This is a genomic window from Ferrovibrio sp. (assembly GCF_029255545.1).
GTDB lineage: Bacteria > Pseudomonadota > Alphaproteobacteria > Ferrovibrionales > Ferrovibrionaceae > Ferrovibrio.
Genome location: NZ_JANLJJ010000052.1, coordinates 16,010 through 31,254 on the forward strand (window position 1 = coordinate 16,010; position 15,245 = coordinate 31,254).

Annotated in this window: 17 protein-coding genes; 7 read left to right on the top strand and 10 right to left on the bottom strand. The window is 63.4% G+C overall.

From position 1 onward, the window contains the following. The coding region (locus Q1J79_RS10735; RefSeq protein ID WP_300300043.1) for a sugar nucleotide-binding protein at positions 1-358 on the top strand (358 nt) is incomplete at its 5' end. A 126-nt stretch (positions 359-484) separates the two neighbouring features. Further along, positions 485-1,660: a 3-hydroxybenzoate 6-monooxygenase gene (locus Q1J79_RS10740; RefSeq protein ID WP_300300045.1), complete on the top strand. Its 1,176-nt coding sequence runs from the start codon at positions 485-487 to the stop codon at positions 1,658-1,660. Positions 1,661-1,680: 20 nt separating this feature from the next. On the opposite strand, the gene Q1J79_RS10745 is transcribed toward Q1J79_RS10740, so the two are convergent. The 8 genes from Q1J79_RS10745 to Q1J79_RS10780 are packed head-to-tail and all read right to left on the bottom strand — an operon-like array spanning position 1,681 to position 9,600. Further along, complete coding sequence (locus tag Q1J79_RS10745) at positions 1,681-2,649, bottom strand: SLAC1 anion channel family protein (RefSeq protein ID WP_300300047.1); 969 nt, start codon at positions 2,647-2,649, stop codon at positions 1,681-1,683. A 12-nt stretch (positions 2,650-2,661) separates the two neighbouring features. Further along, a complete protein-coding gene (locus tag Q1J79_RS10750; RefSeq protein WP_300300049.1) occupies positions 2,662-3,438 on the bottom strand; it encodes a sulfite exporter TauE/SafE family protein in 777 nt (258 codons plus the stop codon). A 5-nt stretch (positions 3,439-3,443) separates the two neighbouring features. Then, complete coding sequence (locus Q1J79_RS10755; protein WP_300300051.1) at positions 3,444-4,307, bottom strand: MBL fold metallo-hydrolase; 864 nt, start codon at positions 4,305-4,307, stop codon at positions 3,444-3,446. Positions 4,308-4,321: 14 nt separating this feature from the next. After that, a complete protein-coding gene (locus Q1J79_RS10760) occupies positions 4,322-4,855 on the bottom strand; it encodes a rhodanese family protein (protein ID WP_300300053.1) in 534 nt (177 codons plus the stop codon). Between the two features lie 13 nt (positions 4,856-4,868). After that, positions 4,869-5,183, bottom strand: a complete 315-nt coding sequence (locus Q1J79_RS10765) for a helix-turn-helix transcriptional regulator (protein WP_300300055.1) — start codon at positions 5,181-5,183, stop codon at positions 4,869-4,871. A gap of 12 nt (positions 5,184-5,195) precedes the next feature. Further along, the gene (locus Q1J79_RS10770) at positions 5,196-8,390 is read right to left on the bottom strand and encodes an efflux RND transporter permease subunit (RefSeq protein ID WP_300300057.1); all 3,195 of its coding nucleotides are present in this window, start codon (positions 8,388-8,390) and stop codon (positions 5,196-5,198) included. Further along, the gene (locus Q1J79_RS10775) at positions 8,387-9,352 is read right to left on the bottom strand and encodes an efflux RND transporter periplasmic adaptor subunit (protein WP_300300059.1); all 966 of its coding nucleotides are present in this window, start codon (positions 9,350-9,352) and stop codon (positions 8,387-8,389) included. Before Q1J79_RS10775 ends, Q1J79_RS10770 begins: the two co-directional genes overlap by 4 nt. 44 nt (positions 9,353-9,396) lie before the next feature. After that, positions 9,397-9,600 carry a DUF2892 domain-containing protein gene (locus Q1J79_RS10780; protein WP_300300061.1) on the bottom strand — a complete coding sequence of 68 codons (204 nt, stop codon included), beginning with the start codon at positions 9,598-9,600 and terminating at the stop codon, positions 9,397-9,399. A gap of 136 nt (positions 9,601-9,736) precedes the next feature. Here Q1J79_RS10780 and Q1J79_RS10785 point away from each other — a divergent pair, with 136 nt between their 5' ends. Beyond that, complete coding sequence (locus Q1J79_RS10785) at positions 9,737-10,354, top strand: cyclopropane-fatty-acyl-phospholipid synthase family protein (protein WP_300300063.1); 618 nt, start codon at positions 9,737-9,739, stop codon at positions 10,352-10,354. Between the two features lie 49 nt (positions 10,355-10,403). Beyond that, the gene (locus Q1J79_RS10790) at positions 10,404-10,829 is read left to right on the top strand and encodes an OsmC family protein (protein WP_300300065.1); all 426 of its coding nucleotides are present in this window, start codon (positions 10,404-10,406) and stop codon (positions 10,827-10,829) included. Here the strand turns inward: Q1J79_RS10790 and Q1J79_RS10795 are convergent, their stop codons facing one another. Further along, positions 10,830-11,987: a YbfB/YjiJ family MFS transporter gene (locus Q1J79_RS10795; RefSeq protein WP_300300067.1), complete on the bottom strand. Its 1,158-nt coding sequence runs from the start codon at positions 11,985-11,987 to the stop codon at positions 10,830-10,832. It abuts the gene before it with no gap. 109 nt (positions 11,988-12,096) lie between these two features. Further along, positions 12,097-12,897, bottom strand: a complete 801-nt coding sequence (locus Q1J79_RS10800) for a hypothetical protein (protein WP_300300069.1) — start codon at positions 12,895-12,897, stop codon at positions 12,097-12,099. A gap of 176 nt (positions 12,898-13,073) precedes the next feature. On the opposite strand from Q1J79_RS10800, the gene Q1J79_RS10805 reads away from it, so the two are divergent. The 3 genes from Q1J79_RS10805 to Q1J79_RS10815 are packed head-to-tail and all read left to right on the top strand — an operon-like array spanning position 13,074 to position 15,239. Continuing rightward, a complete protein-coding gene (locus Q1J79_RS10805) occupies positions 13,074-13,733 on the top strand; it encodes a hypothetical protein (RefSeq protein WP_300300070.1) in 660 nt (219 codons plus the stop codon). Beyond that, positions 13,720-14,034 carry a UxaA family hydrolase gene (locus Q1J79_RS10810; RefSeq protein WP_300300072.1) on the top strand — a complete coding sequence of 105 codons (315 nt, stop codon included), beginning with the start codon at positions 13,720-13,722 and terminating at the stop codon, positions 14,032-14,034. Before Q1J79_RS10805 ends, Q1J79_RS10810 begins: the two co-directional genes overlap by 14 nt. Further along, positions 14,031-15,239, top strand: coding sequence for a UxaA family hydrolase (locus tag Q1J79_RS10815; protein ID WP_300300075.1), 1,209 nt, complete (start codon positions 14,031-14,033; stop codon positions 15,237-15,239). Before Q1J79_RS10810 ends, Q1J79_RS10815 begins: the two co-directional genes overlap by 4 nt. Positions 15,240-15,245: the final 6 nt, after the last annotated feature.

Genomic DNA, 15,245 nt, shown 5'->3' on the forward strand with positions numbered 1-15,245 from the left:
GGTGAATGACCAGCAGGGTTCGCCCACCTATGCGCCGCATCTGGCGCAGGCGATCGTCACTATGGCGCAGCGCATCGCCATGGAACCGGATAATCCCGACCTGTTCAGGACTTTCCACCTGGCTGGCGCCGGCACAACCACCTGGTGGGGACTGGCCCGTGAGATCATGGCGGTGGCGGCTTCTCTGGGTGGGAAAAGCGTGCCGGTGGATCCGATCGGCACCGCCGAATATCCAACCCCGGCGAAGCGCCCGGCCAATTCGGTGCTGGATTGCAGCCATATTCAGGCCATTTACGGCATCCGCTTGCCACCCTGGCAGGATGGGGTGCGCCGCTGCGTGGAGCGGCTGCTGGCCTGAGCCGGCAGCCGATGCCGGGTCCCGACATTCTTGCTTGAAGCCGTGGCGCCATGATATTAAACTTAATATAATCCGTACACAGATTATAAACCGATGCCAGCGAACTGGCACGACAGGGAGGACAACATGACGGCAGTACAGGATCGTCCGGTTATTATTGTTGGCGGCGGCATCGGCGGCCTTGCGGCGGCGCTGGCGCTGGCGCTGAAAGGCATCCGTTCGGTTCTGCTGGAACAGTCGGCCGAATTCCGCGAGGTCGGCGCCGGCATCCAGATCGGCCCCAATGCCTTCCGCCGCTTTGACATTCTCGGCATCCGCAAGGCGGTCGATGATATCGCGGTGTTCCCCGACAACCTGATCATGCGCGACGCCCTGACCGGCGAGGAAGTGACGCGCGTCCCGATGGGCGAACGCGCGCTGAAACATTATGGGCAGCCCTATGGCGTGATCCATCGCGCCGACCTGCATGATGCGCTGCTGCAGGCCTGCCGCACCCAGCCACTGGTCACCCTGCGCAACAATGCGAAGGTGGCCAGCCATGCTGATAATGGCGGCGGAGTTACGGTGACATTAGCCGATGGCGAGAAGATCGCGGGCGACAGCATCATCGGCTGCGATGGCCTGTGGTCGAGCCTGCGTGAGCTCATCGTGGCCGACGGCAAGCCGCGTGTCTCGGGTCATATCGCTTACCGTGCCGTGTTGCCACTGGCCGAGGTGCCGGAAACCCAGCGTGAGAACAACGTGGTGTTGTGGGCCGGGCCGAAGACCCATCTGGTGCATTACCCGCTGCGGCGCGGCGAGCTCTACAATCTGGTCGCCGTGTTCCACTCCAACCGCTACGAGGAAGGCTGGAACAGTTTTGGGGACGTGGCCGAGTTGAACGAACGGTTCCAGAACCAGCAACCGCAGGTGCACGCCCTGCTGAACAAGATCGAGTCCTGGCGCATGTGGGTGCTGTGCGATCGTGAACCGGTGGCGAACTGGACCAAGGGCCGCGTCACCCTGCTGGGCGATGCCGCGCATCCGATGCTGCAATATCTGGCGCAGGGCGCCTGCATGGCGTTGGAAGATGCTGTCTGCCTGGCCGAGAAACTCTCGGCGCGGCGCGACGATTCCAATGCGGCGTTCTTGGCTTACCAGCAGGAACGCTATCTGCGCACCGCGCGGGTGCAGGTGATGGCCCGCGTCTATGGCGACTTCTATCACGCGACCGGTCCGGTGCGCGAGTTGCGCAACGCGCTGCTCAGCGGCCGCACGCCGGAACAGGCCTATGCCGGCAACCAGTGGCTATATGGCGGTTAAGTCAGCCGGTCAGGCGGCGATCAGTCTTCGGGCTTGAACAGATGGCCGCTGGTGGCGGCTGATATGGTGCGGAAAGCGACCAGCGCAACGACCGCGGTTGCGACGGCAAGTGCTGTCCAGCCGACAGCAGGGTGCAGCTTGGGGCCGGCGGCGCTGAGGTGGATCAGCATCAGGCTGAAGGCCGCGCTGGGGAATGTGTAAGCCCACCAGGAAGGCGCAAAGGCGAGCCGGAAGAAACGCGGCAGCAGGGAAAGCAGTAGCAGCCCAATGAAGCCGGCAAGACCTGCGAGAATCCAGTTCAGCGCATCTGTTTCGCCGTTATTCAGCGCGCTCCAGGCCAGACAGCCGACCGAAGGCGGTGCCAGCAGGATCGCGACAGCAGGCTGCAGCCGTGGCGGCAACGCATCGCCCCAGAACAGCCGGTGCAGCAACGCAGGCTGGATGGCAATCCACAGGCCAAGTCCGATGGCGAAGCTGAACCATGACAGGCCGACATAGTCGAGCTTCATGCCAGCGAGTGGCGCCAGGATGTTGCCGACCAGCGGAATGAAGATGGCTGGCGTCAGGGCTGCCAGCGGCGCTGGCTGCACCAGCAGGCGCCGGATCAGCCAGACAGCAAGCAGAAGATGGACGATGGTCGCGCCCAGCCATAAACCACCGGCCAGGTCCGGCCGGTGGGGCAGCAGGCCGTTGGACAGCAGGATCAGCGCCACCGTGATGGCCGGAACGAAATGACCGCGCACCGGATGGCGGAATTCGGCAGCAACCGCCGCCGGATAGCGCCGCCATTTTAGCAGATAGGCGACTGCAATCAGTACAAAAGCCACGGCTGCGGCCAGCAGCAGAAGCTCACCGGCCCAGGCCGGTGCGCCGAACACGCGACCCGCCTCACGCCAGGCCAGACCCAGACCGGCAATGCCGAGCACGGCAGCGAAGAGCGGCAGTGGGAAATGCCGAAGGCCGGAAGCAGCGGCATGCGGTTCGGTCATGACGGTATATCCTTAAACAGTGCGCCAGATCGTGTAACCGGCGACAACGAAGATCAGCGCAGCGAAGATGCGGTTGAGCAGGCCCTTGTGGCGCGCAGCTTTCAGCGCCATGCGGGTGCCGAACAGACCGCCGAGGATGCCGCCAGCGATGAACCAGCCGGCGATCGTCCAGTCGATCAGGCCCGACCAGGCATAGTTGGCCGCCGTGGTAAGGCCGAAGCTGCCGACGGAGAACAGCGAGGAGGCGATGGCATTGATCATCGGCATGCCGCTGCCCAGCATAATGCCCGGCACGATCAGGAAACCACCACCAATGCCGAAGAAGCCGCTGATCGTGCCGGTGACAAGGCCGATCAGGACAAGTTTCAGGCCGATGGCCGGCGTGATGCGCACATCCGGATTACCCTCGGCGGCTTTGGGCCGCAGCATGGCGATGCCCACGATCACCATCACGGCGGCAAAGAGCAGCAACAGATGGCGGCCATCCACCAGTTTGCCGAGGCTGGAGCCCAGGGCAGCGCCGGCGATGCCGGAGGCGGCAAAGACAGTGGCGCAGGGCCATTTCACGGTCTGCTTGCGGGCATGCTGCAGCAGATTGGCGAAAGCATTCACCGCCACGGCCAGCGCGCTGGTGCCGATGGCCAGATGGGTATTGCCGATGCCGACTAGATAAAGCAGGGCCGGCACCGCCAGGATCGAACCGCCACCACCCACCAGGGCCAGGGAAAAGCCCACCGCGCTGCCCGAGGCGGCGGCGATGATGGCCTGGCCGAGGGTGATGGCAACCATGGCGGTTACAGGGCGTCGACCGGCAGTTTCAGATACCGCACGCCATTGGCCTCGGGCGGTGGCATGTGGCCCGCCCGCATGTTGACCTGCACCGAAGGCAGGATCAGGCGTGGCATGTCCAGCGTGGCGTCGCGCCGGGTGCGCATGGCAACGAACTCGTCCTCGCTGATGCCGTCGCGGACATGGATGTTGCGGGCGCGCTCTTCAGCCACCGTGGTTTCCCAGCGGTATTCGTCGCGGCCCGGTGCCTTGTAGTCATGGCACATGAACAGGCGGGTTTCCGGTGGCAGCGCGAAAAGTTTGTGGATCGAGCGGTAGAGTTGGCGGGCATCGCCGCCGGGGAAGTCGCAGCGTGCCGTGCCGTAATCGGGCATGAACAACGTATCGCCCACGAAAGCCGCGTCGCCGATCACATAAGCCATGCAGGCCGGCGTGTGGCCGGGCGTGTGGATGGCCCGAGCCTTGATGGTGCCGATACTGAAGGTTTCATTGTCGGCGAACAGGTGGTCGAACTGGCTGCCGTCGCGGGCGAATTCCGTGCCGGCATTGAAAACCTTGCCGAAGGTGTTCTGGACTACCGTGATGTTGAAACCGATGCCCAGCCTGCCGCCCAGTTTCTGCTTCAGATACGGCGCGGCCGAGAGATGGTCGGCATGGACGTGGGTTTCCAGGATCCATTCGACCTTCAGGCCCTCGCGCTGCACATAAGCAGTCACCGCATCGGCCGAATCCTTGTGCGTACGGCCGGAAGCCGGATCGAAATCCAGCACCGAGTCGACGATGGCGCAGGCCATGCTGGACGAATCGACGACGACATAACTGACGGTAAAGGTGGTTTCGTCGAAAAAGGCTTTCACGAGCGGCAGCATAACGCGACACTCCATCAGGCAGAGGCGGACTGGCGGTTCCAGGGCATCAGCGTCAGCAGGCGGGCCATGCCGCAGAAGCCAGTCAGGCCGTTCAGCAGCAGCCCGGCGCCGACAAAGCCGCTAAGCAGGATGAATTCCGGCGCCACGCGCCAGGCCAGGATGGCACCGGCCAGGGCCAGGCTGCCGGCGATCAGATGCACCTGACGCTGCAGCGACAGCGGCTTGGCTGGTGCGGTCTGCACGGGCAGGCCGGCGCGCTTCCAGGCATCCAGGCCGCCCTCCAGCACGTAGGTACTGCGGAAGCCCTTGGCCAGCAGGCGGTTGGCGGCCATCGTGGTGCGTGCGCCGCTGCGGCAGGTGAATACCGCCGTCTGGCGGCGGCTGTCGGGGAAGTCGTGGCGGTCGAAGGAGCCCAGCGGCACCAGTTGCGCGCCTTCGATATGCTCATGGGCGAATTCGCGTGGGCTGCGGATATCAATCAGCACGACCTCGTCGGCCTGCATTCTCTGTTGCAGTTTATGGGGATCGATCTTGCGCAAGGCGGTCATGGTTCCACTCGTCTCAGCAGGAAGGTTTGCAGAACTGCTCATACAGCAGGCGGATCAGCGGTTCGATGCGCGGGTCGGCCAGGCGGTAAAAGATGGTCTGGCCTTCGCGACGGGTCTCCACCAAGCCATCCTGCCGCAGGCGGTTGAGATGCTGCGACAGGGCCGATTGGCTCAGGCCCACCACATCGGCAAGATTGCCGACTGACCGCTCGCTTTCCATCAGCTGGCACAGGGTCAGCAGGCGCTTCTCGTTGGCGATATTGCGCAGAAAGTTGCTGGCCTGGGCAGCGCTGGCGGCAAGGCGGTCTAGGTCAACGGGTGTGGGCATGGTCTGGAGTCCTTACTGCTGCGATTCGCCGCGCAGCCATAGATAGATAGCGGGAATGACCAGCACGGTCAGCAGTGAGCTGGAGGCCAGGCCGAACAGCATGCTCACTGCCAGTCCCTGGAAGATGGGGTCCGCCAGGATGAAGGCGGCGCCGATCATGGCAGCGGCAGCTGTCAGGAAGATCGGCTTGAAACGGGTCGCGCCGGCGTCCAGCAGCACCTGGCGCAGCGGTAGGTCGCCCTGCCGGCGTTCGCGGATGAAGTCGATCAGCAGGATTGAGTTGCGTACCACGATGCCAGCCAGCGCGATGAAGCCGATCATCGAGGTGGCGGTGAAAGCCGCACCGGTCAGCCAATGGCCGAGCATGACGCCGATCATGGTCAGCGGCACCGGCACCAGCACCAGCAGGGGCAGCTTGAAGCTGCGGAACTGCGCCACCACCAGCAGGTAGATGCCAAGCAGGGCGACAATGAAAGCGCCGCCCATGTCACGGAAGGTGACATAGGTGACTTCCCATTCGCCGTCCCACAGCAGGCTGGTTTTGGATTCATCCTTCGGCTGGCCGGCATAGCGGATGGTTGGCTTGGGCAGGCTGCCCCAATCATGGGCGTCGATGGCATCTGCAACCGCCAACATGCCGTAGATCGGTGCCTCATAGGCACCGGCCAGATCGGCCGTCACCATCTCGGCATAATGGCCGTCGCGGCGATAGATCGGGAAGGAGGCGGGGTCACGATGGATGCGCACCACGTCGCCCAGTTCGACCAGCCGGCCATCGCGGGTCGGCACTGGAGTCGCCAGCAGGCGTTCGCTCAAGAACCGTTCGCTGCGCGGCAGGCTCAGGCTGATCTCGATCGGGCTGATGCCATGACCGCGATGGGAATAGCCGATGCGGCGGCCGTTCAGCAGCGAGGATAACGTTTCGTAGAGTTCGGCTTCCTCGACGCGGTGGAATTCCAGATTCTCCTGGTCGACTAGGAACCGTACACGGTCGCTCTGGATGCCGAAGCTGTCATCGTCATCGACGATGAAATCGATCTTGCGGAACAGCTTGCGCACGTCCGTCGCCACGGCGCGCCGCGTTTCGGCATCGGGGCCGTAGATCTCGGCCAGCAGGGTGGCCATCACCGGCGGACCGGGCGGCACTTCCACCACCTTCAGCGCACCGCCCGGTGGCAGTTCCAGGCCGGCGAGGCGCTTGCGGATGTCGAGCGCGATTTCGTGGCTGTTGCGGTCGCGCTCGGCCTTGGGCACCAGATTCACCTGCAGGTCGCCTTGCCAAGGCTGGTTGCGGAAGAAGTAATGCCGCACCAGGCCATTGAAGTTGAACGGGGCGGCAGTGCCGGCCTGGCTCTGGATATCCTTCAACTCGGGTAGGTCGGTCAGCCGCGCCACGGCTTCGGTGAGCAGGGTGTCGGTCTGCTCCAGGCTGGTCGAGCGCGGCAGGTCGAGTAGAACCTGCATTTCCGACTTGTTGTCGAAAGGCAACAGCTTCACGGTTACCGACTTGGTATAGAACAGGACCAGCGACAGCATGGTCAGGCCGCCAACGATCAGCACGAAATTCCGTGCCTGTTTTGGCGTGGTCAGGATGCGTTCGGCCACCCGCAGATAAAGTCGGGCAAGAATGCCACCATGTTCGTCATGTGGCGTGTCATGGCTGGCGCTGGCATGCTTGCCGCCCAGTTTCAGCATCAGCCAGGGGGTGATGGTGAAGGCAACCGCCAGCGAGAACAGCATAGCCGCTGAAGCATTAGCCGGAATCGGCGCCATATAAGGCCCCATCATGCCCGACACGAACATCATTGGCAGCAGTGCCACAATGATGGTGAAAGTGGCGACGATGGTGGGGTTGCCCACTTCGGCCACGGCTTCCACCGCAACGGTGAGCCGGTCGCGCGGTTTTTCCTTGTGCCAGTGGCGCACGATATTCTCGATTACCACGATGGCGTCGTCGACCAGGATGCCGATCGAGAAGATCAGCGCGAACATGCTGACGCGGTTGATGGTGTAGCCCATCAGCCAGGCGGCAAAGAAGGTGAGCAGGATGGTGGCGGGGATCACCACCAGCACTACCAGGCCTTCGCGCCAGCCGAGGAAGACCGCCAGCAGGCCAACGATGGAGACGGAGGCGAGGACCAAGTGGAACAGCAACTCATCGGCCTTCTCGGCTGCGGTCTCGCCGTAATTGCGCGTGATGGCAATATCGACACCCTTGGGCAGGGTGGTCGATTTCAGGATTTCGATCTGATGAATGATGTCGTCGGCGATCACCACCGCATTGCTGCCGGACTTCTTGGCAATGGCGACGCTGACGGCCGGCACACGTTCCATCGCGCCGTCGGCGCCGCGGCGCCAATTCCAGGTATAATGCGCGATCGGTTCGCCATCGGCGGCGATGCGGGCAACGTCCTCCAGGTAGACCGGGCGGCCATCCTGGGTGGTGATCAGCAGCAGGTTGATGTCAGGGCTGCCCTGCAGGGTTTGGCCGATGATGGCGGGCAGAGTGCGACCGGCATCCAGCAGCGGTTCGGCATGGAAAGAGCGGTTGGCGCCAGTCAGCTTTTCGACCAGCTGGTTCAACGAAACGCCATAGAGCGACAGCTTTTCTGGATCGGGCTCGACGCGGATCTGGTCGGCGCGGCCGCCGACGATGAATGTCTTGCCGACATTCTCGATCTTCATCGCCTCGCGCGACAGGTTCGCAGCGATGTTATAGAGGCCATTGTCGTTGAGGCGGGCCGGGTTGCCGGATGCCGGGGTCAGGGTGGCGACCACGATGGGCACGTCGTTAATGCCATGGCCGATGATCAGCGGCTCTGGGATACCGACCGGGATGCGGTTCAGGTTGGCGCGTACTTCGCTATGCACGCGCAGCAGGGCGCTGTCCTGGGCGAAGCCGGTTTTGAACCGCGCCGTGACCATGACGCGATCGTCTTCGCTGTTCGAATAGATATGATCAATGCCGTCGATCGCCTTGACGATCTCCTCCAGCGGACGGGTGATCAGTTCGACGGCGTCCTCGGCCTTCAGGCCATCGGCGCTGACGACGATATCGACCATCGGCACGCTGATCTGAGGCTCTTCCTCGCGCGGCAAGATGGCCAGTGCGAGGCCACCAATTGCGAGTGAAAAGATCAGGAAAAGCGGGGTGAGCGGCGAGGCGATGAAGTTGTGGGCAATCGCGCCGGACAGGCCGAGCTTCATGGCGCAACCAGGATATCGCCGGCCTTCAGGCCTGAGAGGACTTCGACGCCGTCAGGCATGGCCTGGCCAAGCTGGACGACCACTTCCGCGTCATCCTTAAGGCGAACCAGTGCTACGCCGAAACGATAGGTGATGTAGTCGGGCGGCACCAGAATGGCCTGGCGCTTGCCGGCGGCAACCCAGACGCGGGTGCGTTCGCCGACGAAGAAATCGCCAAGACCCTGGGCGCTGACATCGGCCACGACACGGCCATGGTCAAGCTGCGGGTAGACAAGCACGACTTCGCCCTCACCAAGCCCCTGTTCGCCGACACCCAGACCGCGCGGTCCAATCAGCACCTTCTCGCCGGCTTTCAGGAAGCGGGCATGGCGCTCGGGCAGCATCATGCGCAGTACATAGCGGCCAACCGCGATTTCGGCGATCGGCTCGCCGGGTTGAACCACGGTGCCGGTGGTGACAAGGGTTTTCAGAATGCGGCCAGTTTCTGGCGCGAGAACAGCGCCTTCGACGCCCTGCTGTTCGATCACGGCGCGTTCGGCCCGCAGGGCGGCGGCCTCGTTGTTGGCGGCTTCGTAGGCGGCGCGAGTCTGATCGGCACGGGCCTTGGTGCCGACACCTTTCTGCAGCAAGTCCTCCGCGCGCTTCAGCTCGATCTCGGCCAGCTGGCGCTGCGCCACGGCTGCCTTGATACGGGCGTCGATGGCGTTCAGTCGCGGCGTCAGTTTGGGATCGACCACCAGGGCCAGATGCTGGCCGGTGGTGACGGCGTCGCCTTCGCGAACGACCAGCTTGGCGATAGTGCCGCCGATGCGGCTGCGTGCCTGGGTGTTGTCGACGCTTTCGACGGTGGCGAACACCATCTTGCGGTCGACCACCTCGCGCGATTCGACCTGGAACTCGGCTGCATACGTCGGCATGGCCGTCAGCAGGCCGGCGGTCAGCATGGCTGTCAGGACAGCCATGCGTCGGTATTTGATCCCTTGGACAGGCACCAGCTCTGCTCCGCTCAGTTAAAGGCGTTGCCCGGCCGCAGGCCAGTCAGCTTCAGAATCTTGGCCAGCGGGCAGAAGCCGGTAAACGCCGCCTGCAGCATGTTGGCACCGACAAAAGCGGTGAACCAGAGCCAGTTGATGTTGTGATACTGGGACAACGCGAGGCTGGCGAGGATGAAAGTGCCGGCGAAGGCAAAAACCAGACGGTCGATATTCATGATGGGCTCCTGGGCTGGGGGAGATATTAATTTAGTAAGTGCTAATTTAGTAAAATTGAATATATATGTCAACGAAGCCTGCGCATAATTTGGTAGTTTCATCTATCCTACTGAAAGACAAGAAGGATTGAGAGCAATGAGTCAGGACCATTGGAATACCCGTTTTTCCGGACCCGACTACCTGTTTGGCACCGCGCCGAACGCCTTTCTTCAAAGCCAGGCCTTTCGCCTGCCCGCAGCCGGCCGGGCATTGGCCGTTGCCGATGGCGAGGGCCGCAACGGCGTCTGGCTGGCCCGGCAGGGCCTGCAGGTGCATGCCATCGATTTTTCTCCGGTGGCGCTGGAAAAAGCTCGCCGGCTGGCGGCCGGGCAAGGCGTTGTCCTGGAAACCGAGCAGGCGGACCTGTCGCAATGGGCCTGGCCGGAAGCGGCTTACGATGTGGTGGCGGCGATCTTTATCCAGTTTGCCGGCCCGCCATTGCGGCAGCAGATTTTCAGCGGCATCCGGCGCGCATTGCGGCCAGGCGGCCTGCTTTTGCTGCAGGGCTATCGGCCTGAACAGTTGAAATACCGCACCGGTGGTCCGTCACAGGCGGAGAACCTGTATACCCGGGAACTGCTGGAGACAGCATTCGGCGACTGTGAAATACTGCATCTCGAAGCGCATGACAGCGTCATCCATGAAGGCAGCGGGCATGACGGCATGTCGGCCCTGATTGATCTGGCGGCCCGCAAACCCCACACCGCTGCCTGAGCAGAACGCAAGTTTTCTCTCAATCACCCCTGCGAACAGGAAGTCACCGATGAATGCCACTGCCAGCACGACGCGTGAAATCTCGGTCGGCGAAAGCGGCCTCGGCCCCTATGGCCAGATCATCGTGGCCGGCCGGCATGTGATGTCGGCCGACGAGTCGGAAGCACTCGGCGGCCGCGATACCGGGCCGGATCCGTTTGAACTGGTGATGTCGGGCCTGGGCGCCTGCACGGCGATGACCATGCGCATGTATGCCGAGCGGAAGAAGTGGCCGTTGGTTCGCAGTTCGGTACAGGTGCGGCACAGCAAGATCACCGGCGCCGACGGCAAACCGCTCGACCGGTTCGAGCGGGTGATCACCATGGAAGGCGATCTGAGCGAGGAGCAGCGGCAGCGCCTGCTGGAGATCGCCAATAGATGTCCGGTACACGAAACGCTGACACGCGGTTCGGAAGTACAGACATCGCTGGCCTGATCAATCGATAGCGGGCTTTTGCCGCGCCGTCGCAGCCAGCAGCATGGCCATGAGCAAGCCGCCGGCGCCAAGTGCGAACAGCAGGTTGTAAGAGCCGGTGCGGTCGAACAGGTAAGAGAAGGCGTAACCGACGGCCGCGGATGAGAGCGCAAATCCGCCGGTGAGCCAGCCCCAGACCTGGCGGTGCGCGGCGAAGCCCACCAGTTCGGCAACGCGGCCCGAGGCCAGCGCCGAGATACCAGGCGTGAAGGCACCCACTGTGATGGCCGATATCGCCAGCGCCACCGGATGCGTGCTGAGCAGCGGAATGGCCACGGCGGCGGATTTGACCAGCAGCACGCCGACGATACTGCGATAGAAACCAAAACGCTCGGCGATCAGCCCGGCCAGCAGCGGGCCGCACAATGCGCCGATGCCGAACAACACCCAGAACAGTCCGCCGGCGGCGACGCCACGGCCCAGGCCACGCGCGATATAGTCGGCCCAGAACACCGTATGTGGCACAAAGCCGGCGGAATCGATGGTGTAGGCGGCCAGCAGCAACGCGACGGGCAGGGTGAAATTGCGCGGGGCGGTGGCGGCCTGCGTCTGCGGGGTGGCGGGTTCGATGGCCCATTGGCGCCAGGTCAGCGCCGCCAGCAGCAGGGTGAGCAGACCCAGGCCAAGCCAGACCGGCATCGGCCCATAGCCGGCCACCGCCGGAACCAGCGTGCCGGCGGTGATGATGCCGATGCCGACGCCGGTGAAGACGATGCCGTTGCTGCGTGCGCGGTGGGTGGCCGGCGCGCGAGCCAGCATCAGCGGCACGGCCGCCACCATCAGGATGCCGCCGGTGAAGCCGGCCAGGAAGCGCCAGGGCGCGAACCAGACGAAACCCCAGGGCATGGCGCAGGCCAGCAGGCTCAGGCCGGTCAGCACCATGGCGCCACGGGTGAGCGTTGCCACCGGCAGCAACCGCGCCAGGCTGGCGGCCAGCAGGCTGCCGCCGACATAGCCGGCCAGATTGGTGGCGCCCAGATAGGCGGCATCAGCGGCGCTGAGCCAGTCGCGCTCGATCAGCACGGGGATCAGCGGCGTATAGCCGAAACGCGCGAAGCCGATGCCGACCAGAAGCGCACAAAGCCCGGCGAGGGCGCCGTGCCAGACAGGATTGATCATGGAAACTGCAGGCAAAAAGAACGGGCAGGCATGCTAACCCGGCGCTGGCCCGCCGACGACCATTGTCGCCATATTATTTGGCGATGGCTCGTATGCGTTTTCGTCTTGCCTATTTGCCAAGCAGGCCTTTCAACTTGTCGGCCGCGCCGCCGGCGGCACCACCTGTAGCACCGCCAATCGCGCCGGCGGGATCTTTCAGCAGGTTGCCAAGCTGTTTCTGCAGTTCGCCGGTTGCGACGCGCGAGGCCTGGGCGCTGATCGTGCCGATCACCTTCTCCGTCACCTCGGCCGGGGTGGCGCCATTGCTACCCTTGCCGATATCTTTCAACTGGATGGTGGGCAGGCCTGCCGAGATCGTACGGCCCTGCAAGGCCGCATGGCTGGCGGCGATTTTGCCGTCGCGGATCACGAGATTTTCGATGATCACCTTGCGCTCGGGCTGCTTGCTGGTGTCGCCGCCAGTCGATGCCGATCCGGCTTTCGGTTCGGTCTGGCCGCCGCCGAATTTCGCCGCATAGGCCTGCACATTTTTCTGGATGGTCTCCAGGTTGCCGCCGCTGCTGGCATATTCGTAATTGATCGACGGTTGGATGATCTGCACATCCTTGATGATGATCGGGTTGGATTGCAGGCTGGCGATATCCAGCGTGACGCGGATGTCGCCCAGCGAGATTGCCTCCGCTCCGCTGAAGCCCTTGGGATTGCCGACCACCAGGCCGCTTAGGCTGCCGCTGCCCGAGGTGGGCTTCAGTTCGACCGATTTGAGCGTTACGCGCGTCTGGGTGGCTTCCGAGCCATAGCGCTCGATCACCGCCTTGACCAGGCTGTCGAGATTGGAGGCGAAGTAATAAGCCGCGCCGGCGATGGCGAGGACAACGATGGCGAGGGCCAGTGCGATTTTCTTGATCATGGCTGTGTCCTTCCCATTCTCTCAACCTATTATTTTCATTATCTGCCTCTTGGGCAGGTGGCATCAACCGCCTTGTGCCGGCGACTAGCCAGGCCCGGAGAATCTGGCTAAAGTCTGCCCAACTGATATATCAGATGGGAGAAACGATGTCCGGGGCAAGGCAGGGGGCCCAGCCGATGGATCTGCCGGCCGATCCGCTGGCCGACCGCCTGAGCCGCTGTTATGCCTCGGCGGTGCATGACGTGCTGCGGGCGCAGGGCCATGATAATTGCGTGCTGCCGCCGGAAATCCGCCCGCTCAATCCCGCGCAGACCTTGGCCGGCCAGGTCTGGACCGTCAGCGGCCATATCGACCGCACCAAGTCTGCCCACGAAACCCTGCTGGAATGGACCGGCGTTTTGTCCAAGGCGCCGCCGGGCCGGGTGGTGGTCTGTCAGCCGCATAACCACGAGGTGGCGTTGATGGGCGAGCTTTCGGCCTCGGCGCTGCAGCTGAAGGGCGTGCGGGGTTATATCGTCGATGGCGGCTGTCGCGATGCGGCAATGGTGGAGCAGCTCGGTTTCCCGGTCTGGTGCAGTTTCTTCACGCCGTCCGATATCGTTGCACGGTGGGTGCCTGATCTTTTCGGCACGCCTGTTTCCATCGGCAGCGTGACGATCTCCACCGGCGATTACGTGATCGCCGACCGCGATGGCGTGGTGGTGGTTCCCGCCGCCATGGCCGAGGCTGTGATCGCCCGCACCGAAGAGGTGATGGGCACCGAAGGCGAAGTGCGCCGCAATATCATGGCCGGCATGGATCCACAGGAGGCGTATCAGAAATATGGCAAGTTCTGATCACACAACCGATCCGCGCCTCCTGATCCTGGCCCCGGGCGACAATATCGCGGTGGCCCGGCTGGAAATCCCGGCCGATATGGAACTGCAGGTCGCGGGGCGCAAGGTGCGGCTGCAGCGTGCCCTGGGCTTCGGTCACAAGATCGCGGTGCGCGATATCGCCGCCGGCGAGAAGATTGTGAAATACGGCGCACCGATCGGACGCGCGACGGCGGATATCGCGCTGGGCGACTATGTGCACAACCACAATGTCGCCAGCGACTATATGCCCAATACGGTGGTGGTGGAGGCTGCTCCATGAGCGATGTGACGATGCGTGGCTGGCGGCGGGCCGATGGCCGCAAGGGAATCCGCAACTATGTGGCGGTGGCCTATCTGGTGGAATGTGCCCATCACGTGGTGAAGGAAATCGCCTGGCCCTATCGCGAGCAGGGCGCCCATGTGATCGGCTTCCCGGGCTGTTATCCCAATGCCTATGCGCTCAAGATGATGCAGCGGCTATGTACGCATCCCAATGTTGGCGCCGTGCTGCTGGTGTCGCTGGGCTGCGAGGGCTTCAACAAGAAGCTGCTGGAGCGCACGATCAGGGAGAACGGCCGGCCGGTCGAGTTGCTGGCGATCCAGGAAAACGGCGGCACGCGTGCAACCATCGACAAGGGCCGTGCCTGGATTGAGGCGCGACTGAAAGAGCTGAGTCAGCAGCCGACCGAACCGATGGGTGTTTCCGAACTGGTGGTTGGCACCATCTGCGGCGGCTCGGATGCCACATCGGGCCTGACGGCCAATCCGGCCATGGGCCGCGCCTTTGACTTCCTAGTGCAGGAAAAGGCCGCGGCGATTTTCGAGGAAACCGGCGAGCTGATCGGCATGGAAGGCTGGATGGCCGAACGCGCTGTCACGCCGGAGCTGGGCCGTGAACTCAAAGCCTGCGTCGCCAAGGCGGCGCGCTACTACGAAACGCTGGGTTATCCCAGCTTCGCGCCGGGCAATGCCGATGGCGGCCTCACCACCATCGAGGAGAAATCGCTGGGCGCCTATGCCAAAAGCGGGGCCTCGCCGATCAGTGGCATCATCAAGCCGGGCGACATTCCGCCGCGCGGAGGGCTGTATCTTCTGGATGTCGTCCCCGATGGTGAGGTGCGGTTCGGCTTTCCAAATATCAGCGATAATGCCGAGATCGCCGAACTGATCGCCTGCGGTTCGCATGTGATCCTGTTTTCCACCGGCCGGGGCTCGGTGGTGGGCTCGGCGCTGGCGCCCGTGATCAAGGTCTGCGCCAATCCACGCACATACGCGCGCATGGCCGACGACATGGATGTGAATGCCGGCCGCATCCTGGAAGGACAGGCTGATCTCGACACAGTGGGGCGCGAGATATTTGACCTGATTAAGCGCGTCGGCGCTGGCGAGATGACCCGGTCGGAAGGTCTGGGGCACCAGGAATTCATCCTCACCTATAAGAGTTTCGAACCGATCGGTCCGGCCTGCCTGCCGGCGGTCGCTTAAAGCAGG

Bases quoted from the DNA above. Each gene is read 5' to 3' on its own strand.
- Q1J79_RS10755 (WP_300300051.1), bottom strand. From the start codon at position 4,307: ATGCTGCCGCTCGTGAAAGCCTTTTTCGACGAAACCACCTTTACCGTC.
- Q1J79_RS10810 (WP_300300072.1), top strand. From the start codon at position 13,720: ATGGCAAGTTCTGATCACACAACCGATCCGCGCCTCCTGATCCTGGCC.
- Q1J79_RS10760 (WP_300300053.1), bottom strand. From the start codon at position 4,855: ATGACCGCCTTGCGCAAGATCGATCCCCATAAACTGCAACAGAGAATG.
- Q1J79_RS10815 (WP_300300075.1), top strand. From the start codon at position 14,031: ATGAGCGATGTGACGATGCGTGGCTGGCGGCGGGCCGATGGCCGCAAG.
- Q1J79_RS10790 (WP_300300065.1), top strand. From the start codon at position 10,404: ATGAATGCCACTGCCAGCACGACGCGTGAAATCTCGGTCGGCGAAAGC.
- Q1J79_RS10805 (WP_300300070.1), top strand. From the start codon at position 13,074: ATGGATCTGCCGGCCGATCCGCTGGCCGACCGCCTGAGCCGCTGTTAT.
- Q1J79_RS10745 (WP_300300047.1), bottom strand. From the start codon at position 2,649: ATGACCGAACCGCATGCCGCTGCTTCCGGCCTTCGGCATTTCCCACTG.
- Q1J79_RS10775 (WP_300300059.1), bottom strand. From the start codon at position 9,352: ATGGCTGTCCTGACAGCCATGCTGACCGCCGGCCTGCTGACGGCCATG.
- Q1J79_RS10800 (WP_300300069.1), bottom strand. From the start codon at position 12,897: ATGATCAAGAAAATCGCACTGGCCCTCGCCATCGTTGTCCTCGCCATC.
- Q1J79_RS10750 (WP_300300049.1), bottom strand. From the start codon at position 3,438: ATGGTTGCCATCACCCTCGGCCAGGCCATCATCGCCGCCGCCTCGGGC.
- Q1J79_RS10740 (WP_300300045.1), top strand. From the start codon at position 485: ATGACGGCAGTACAGGATCGTCCGGTTATTATTGTTGGCGGCGGCATC.
- Q1J79_RS10780 (WP_300300061.1), bottom strand. From the start codon at position 9,600: ATGAATATCGACCGTCTGGTTTTTGCCTTCGCCGGCACTTTCATCCTC.
- Q1J79_RS10770 (WP_300300057.1), bottom strand. From the start codon at position 8,390: ATGAAGCTCGGCCTGTCCGGCGCGATTGCCCACAACTTCATCGCCTCG.
- Q1J79_RS10795 (WP_300300067.1), bottom strand. From the start codon at position 11,987: ATGATCAATCCTGTCTGGCACGGCGCCCTCGCCGGGCTTTGTGCGCTT.
- Q1J79_RS10785 (WP_300300063.1), top strand. From the start codon at position 9,737: ATGAGTCAGGACCATTGGAATACCCGTTTTTCCGGACCCGACTACCTG.
- Q1J79_RS10765 (WP_300300055.1), bottom strand. From the start codon at position 5,183: ATGCCCACACCCGTTGACCTAGACCGCCTTGCCGCCAGCGCTGCCCAG.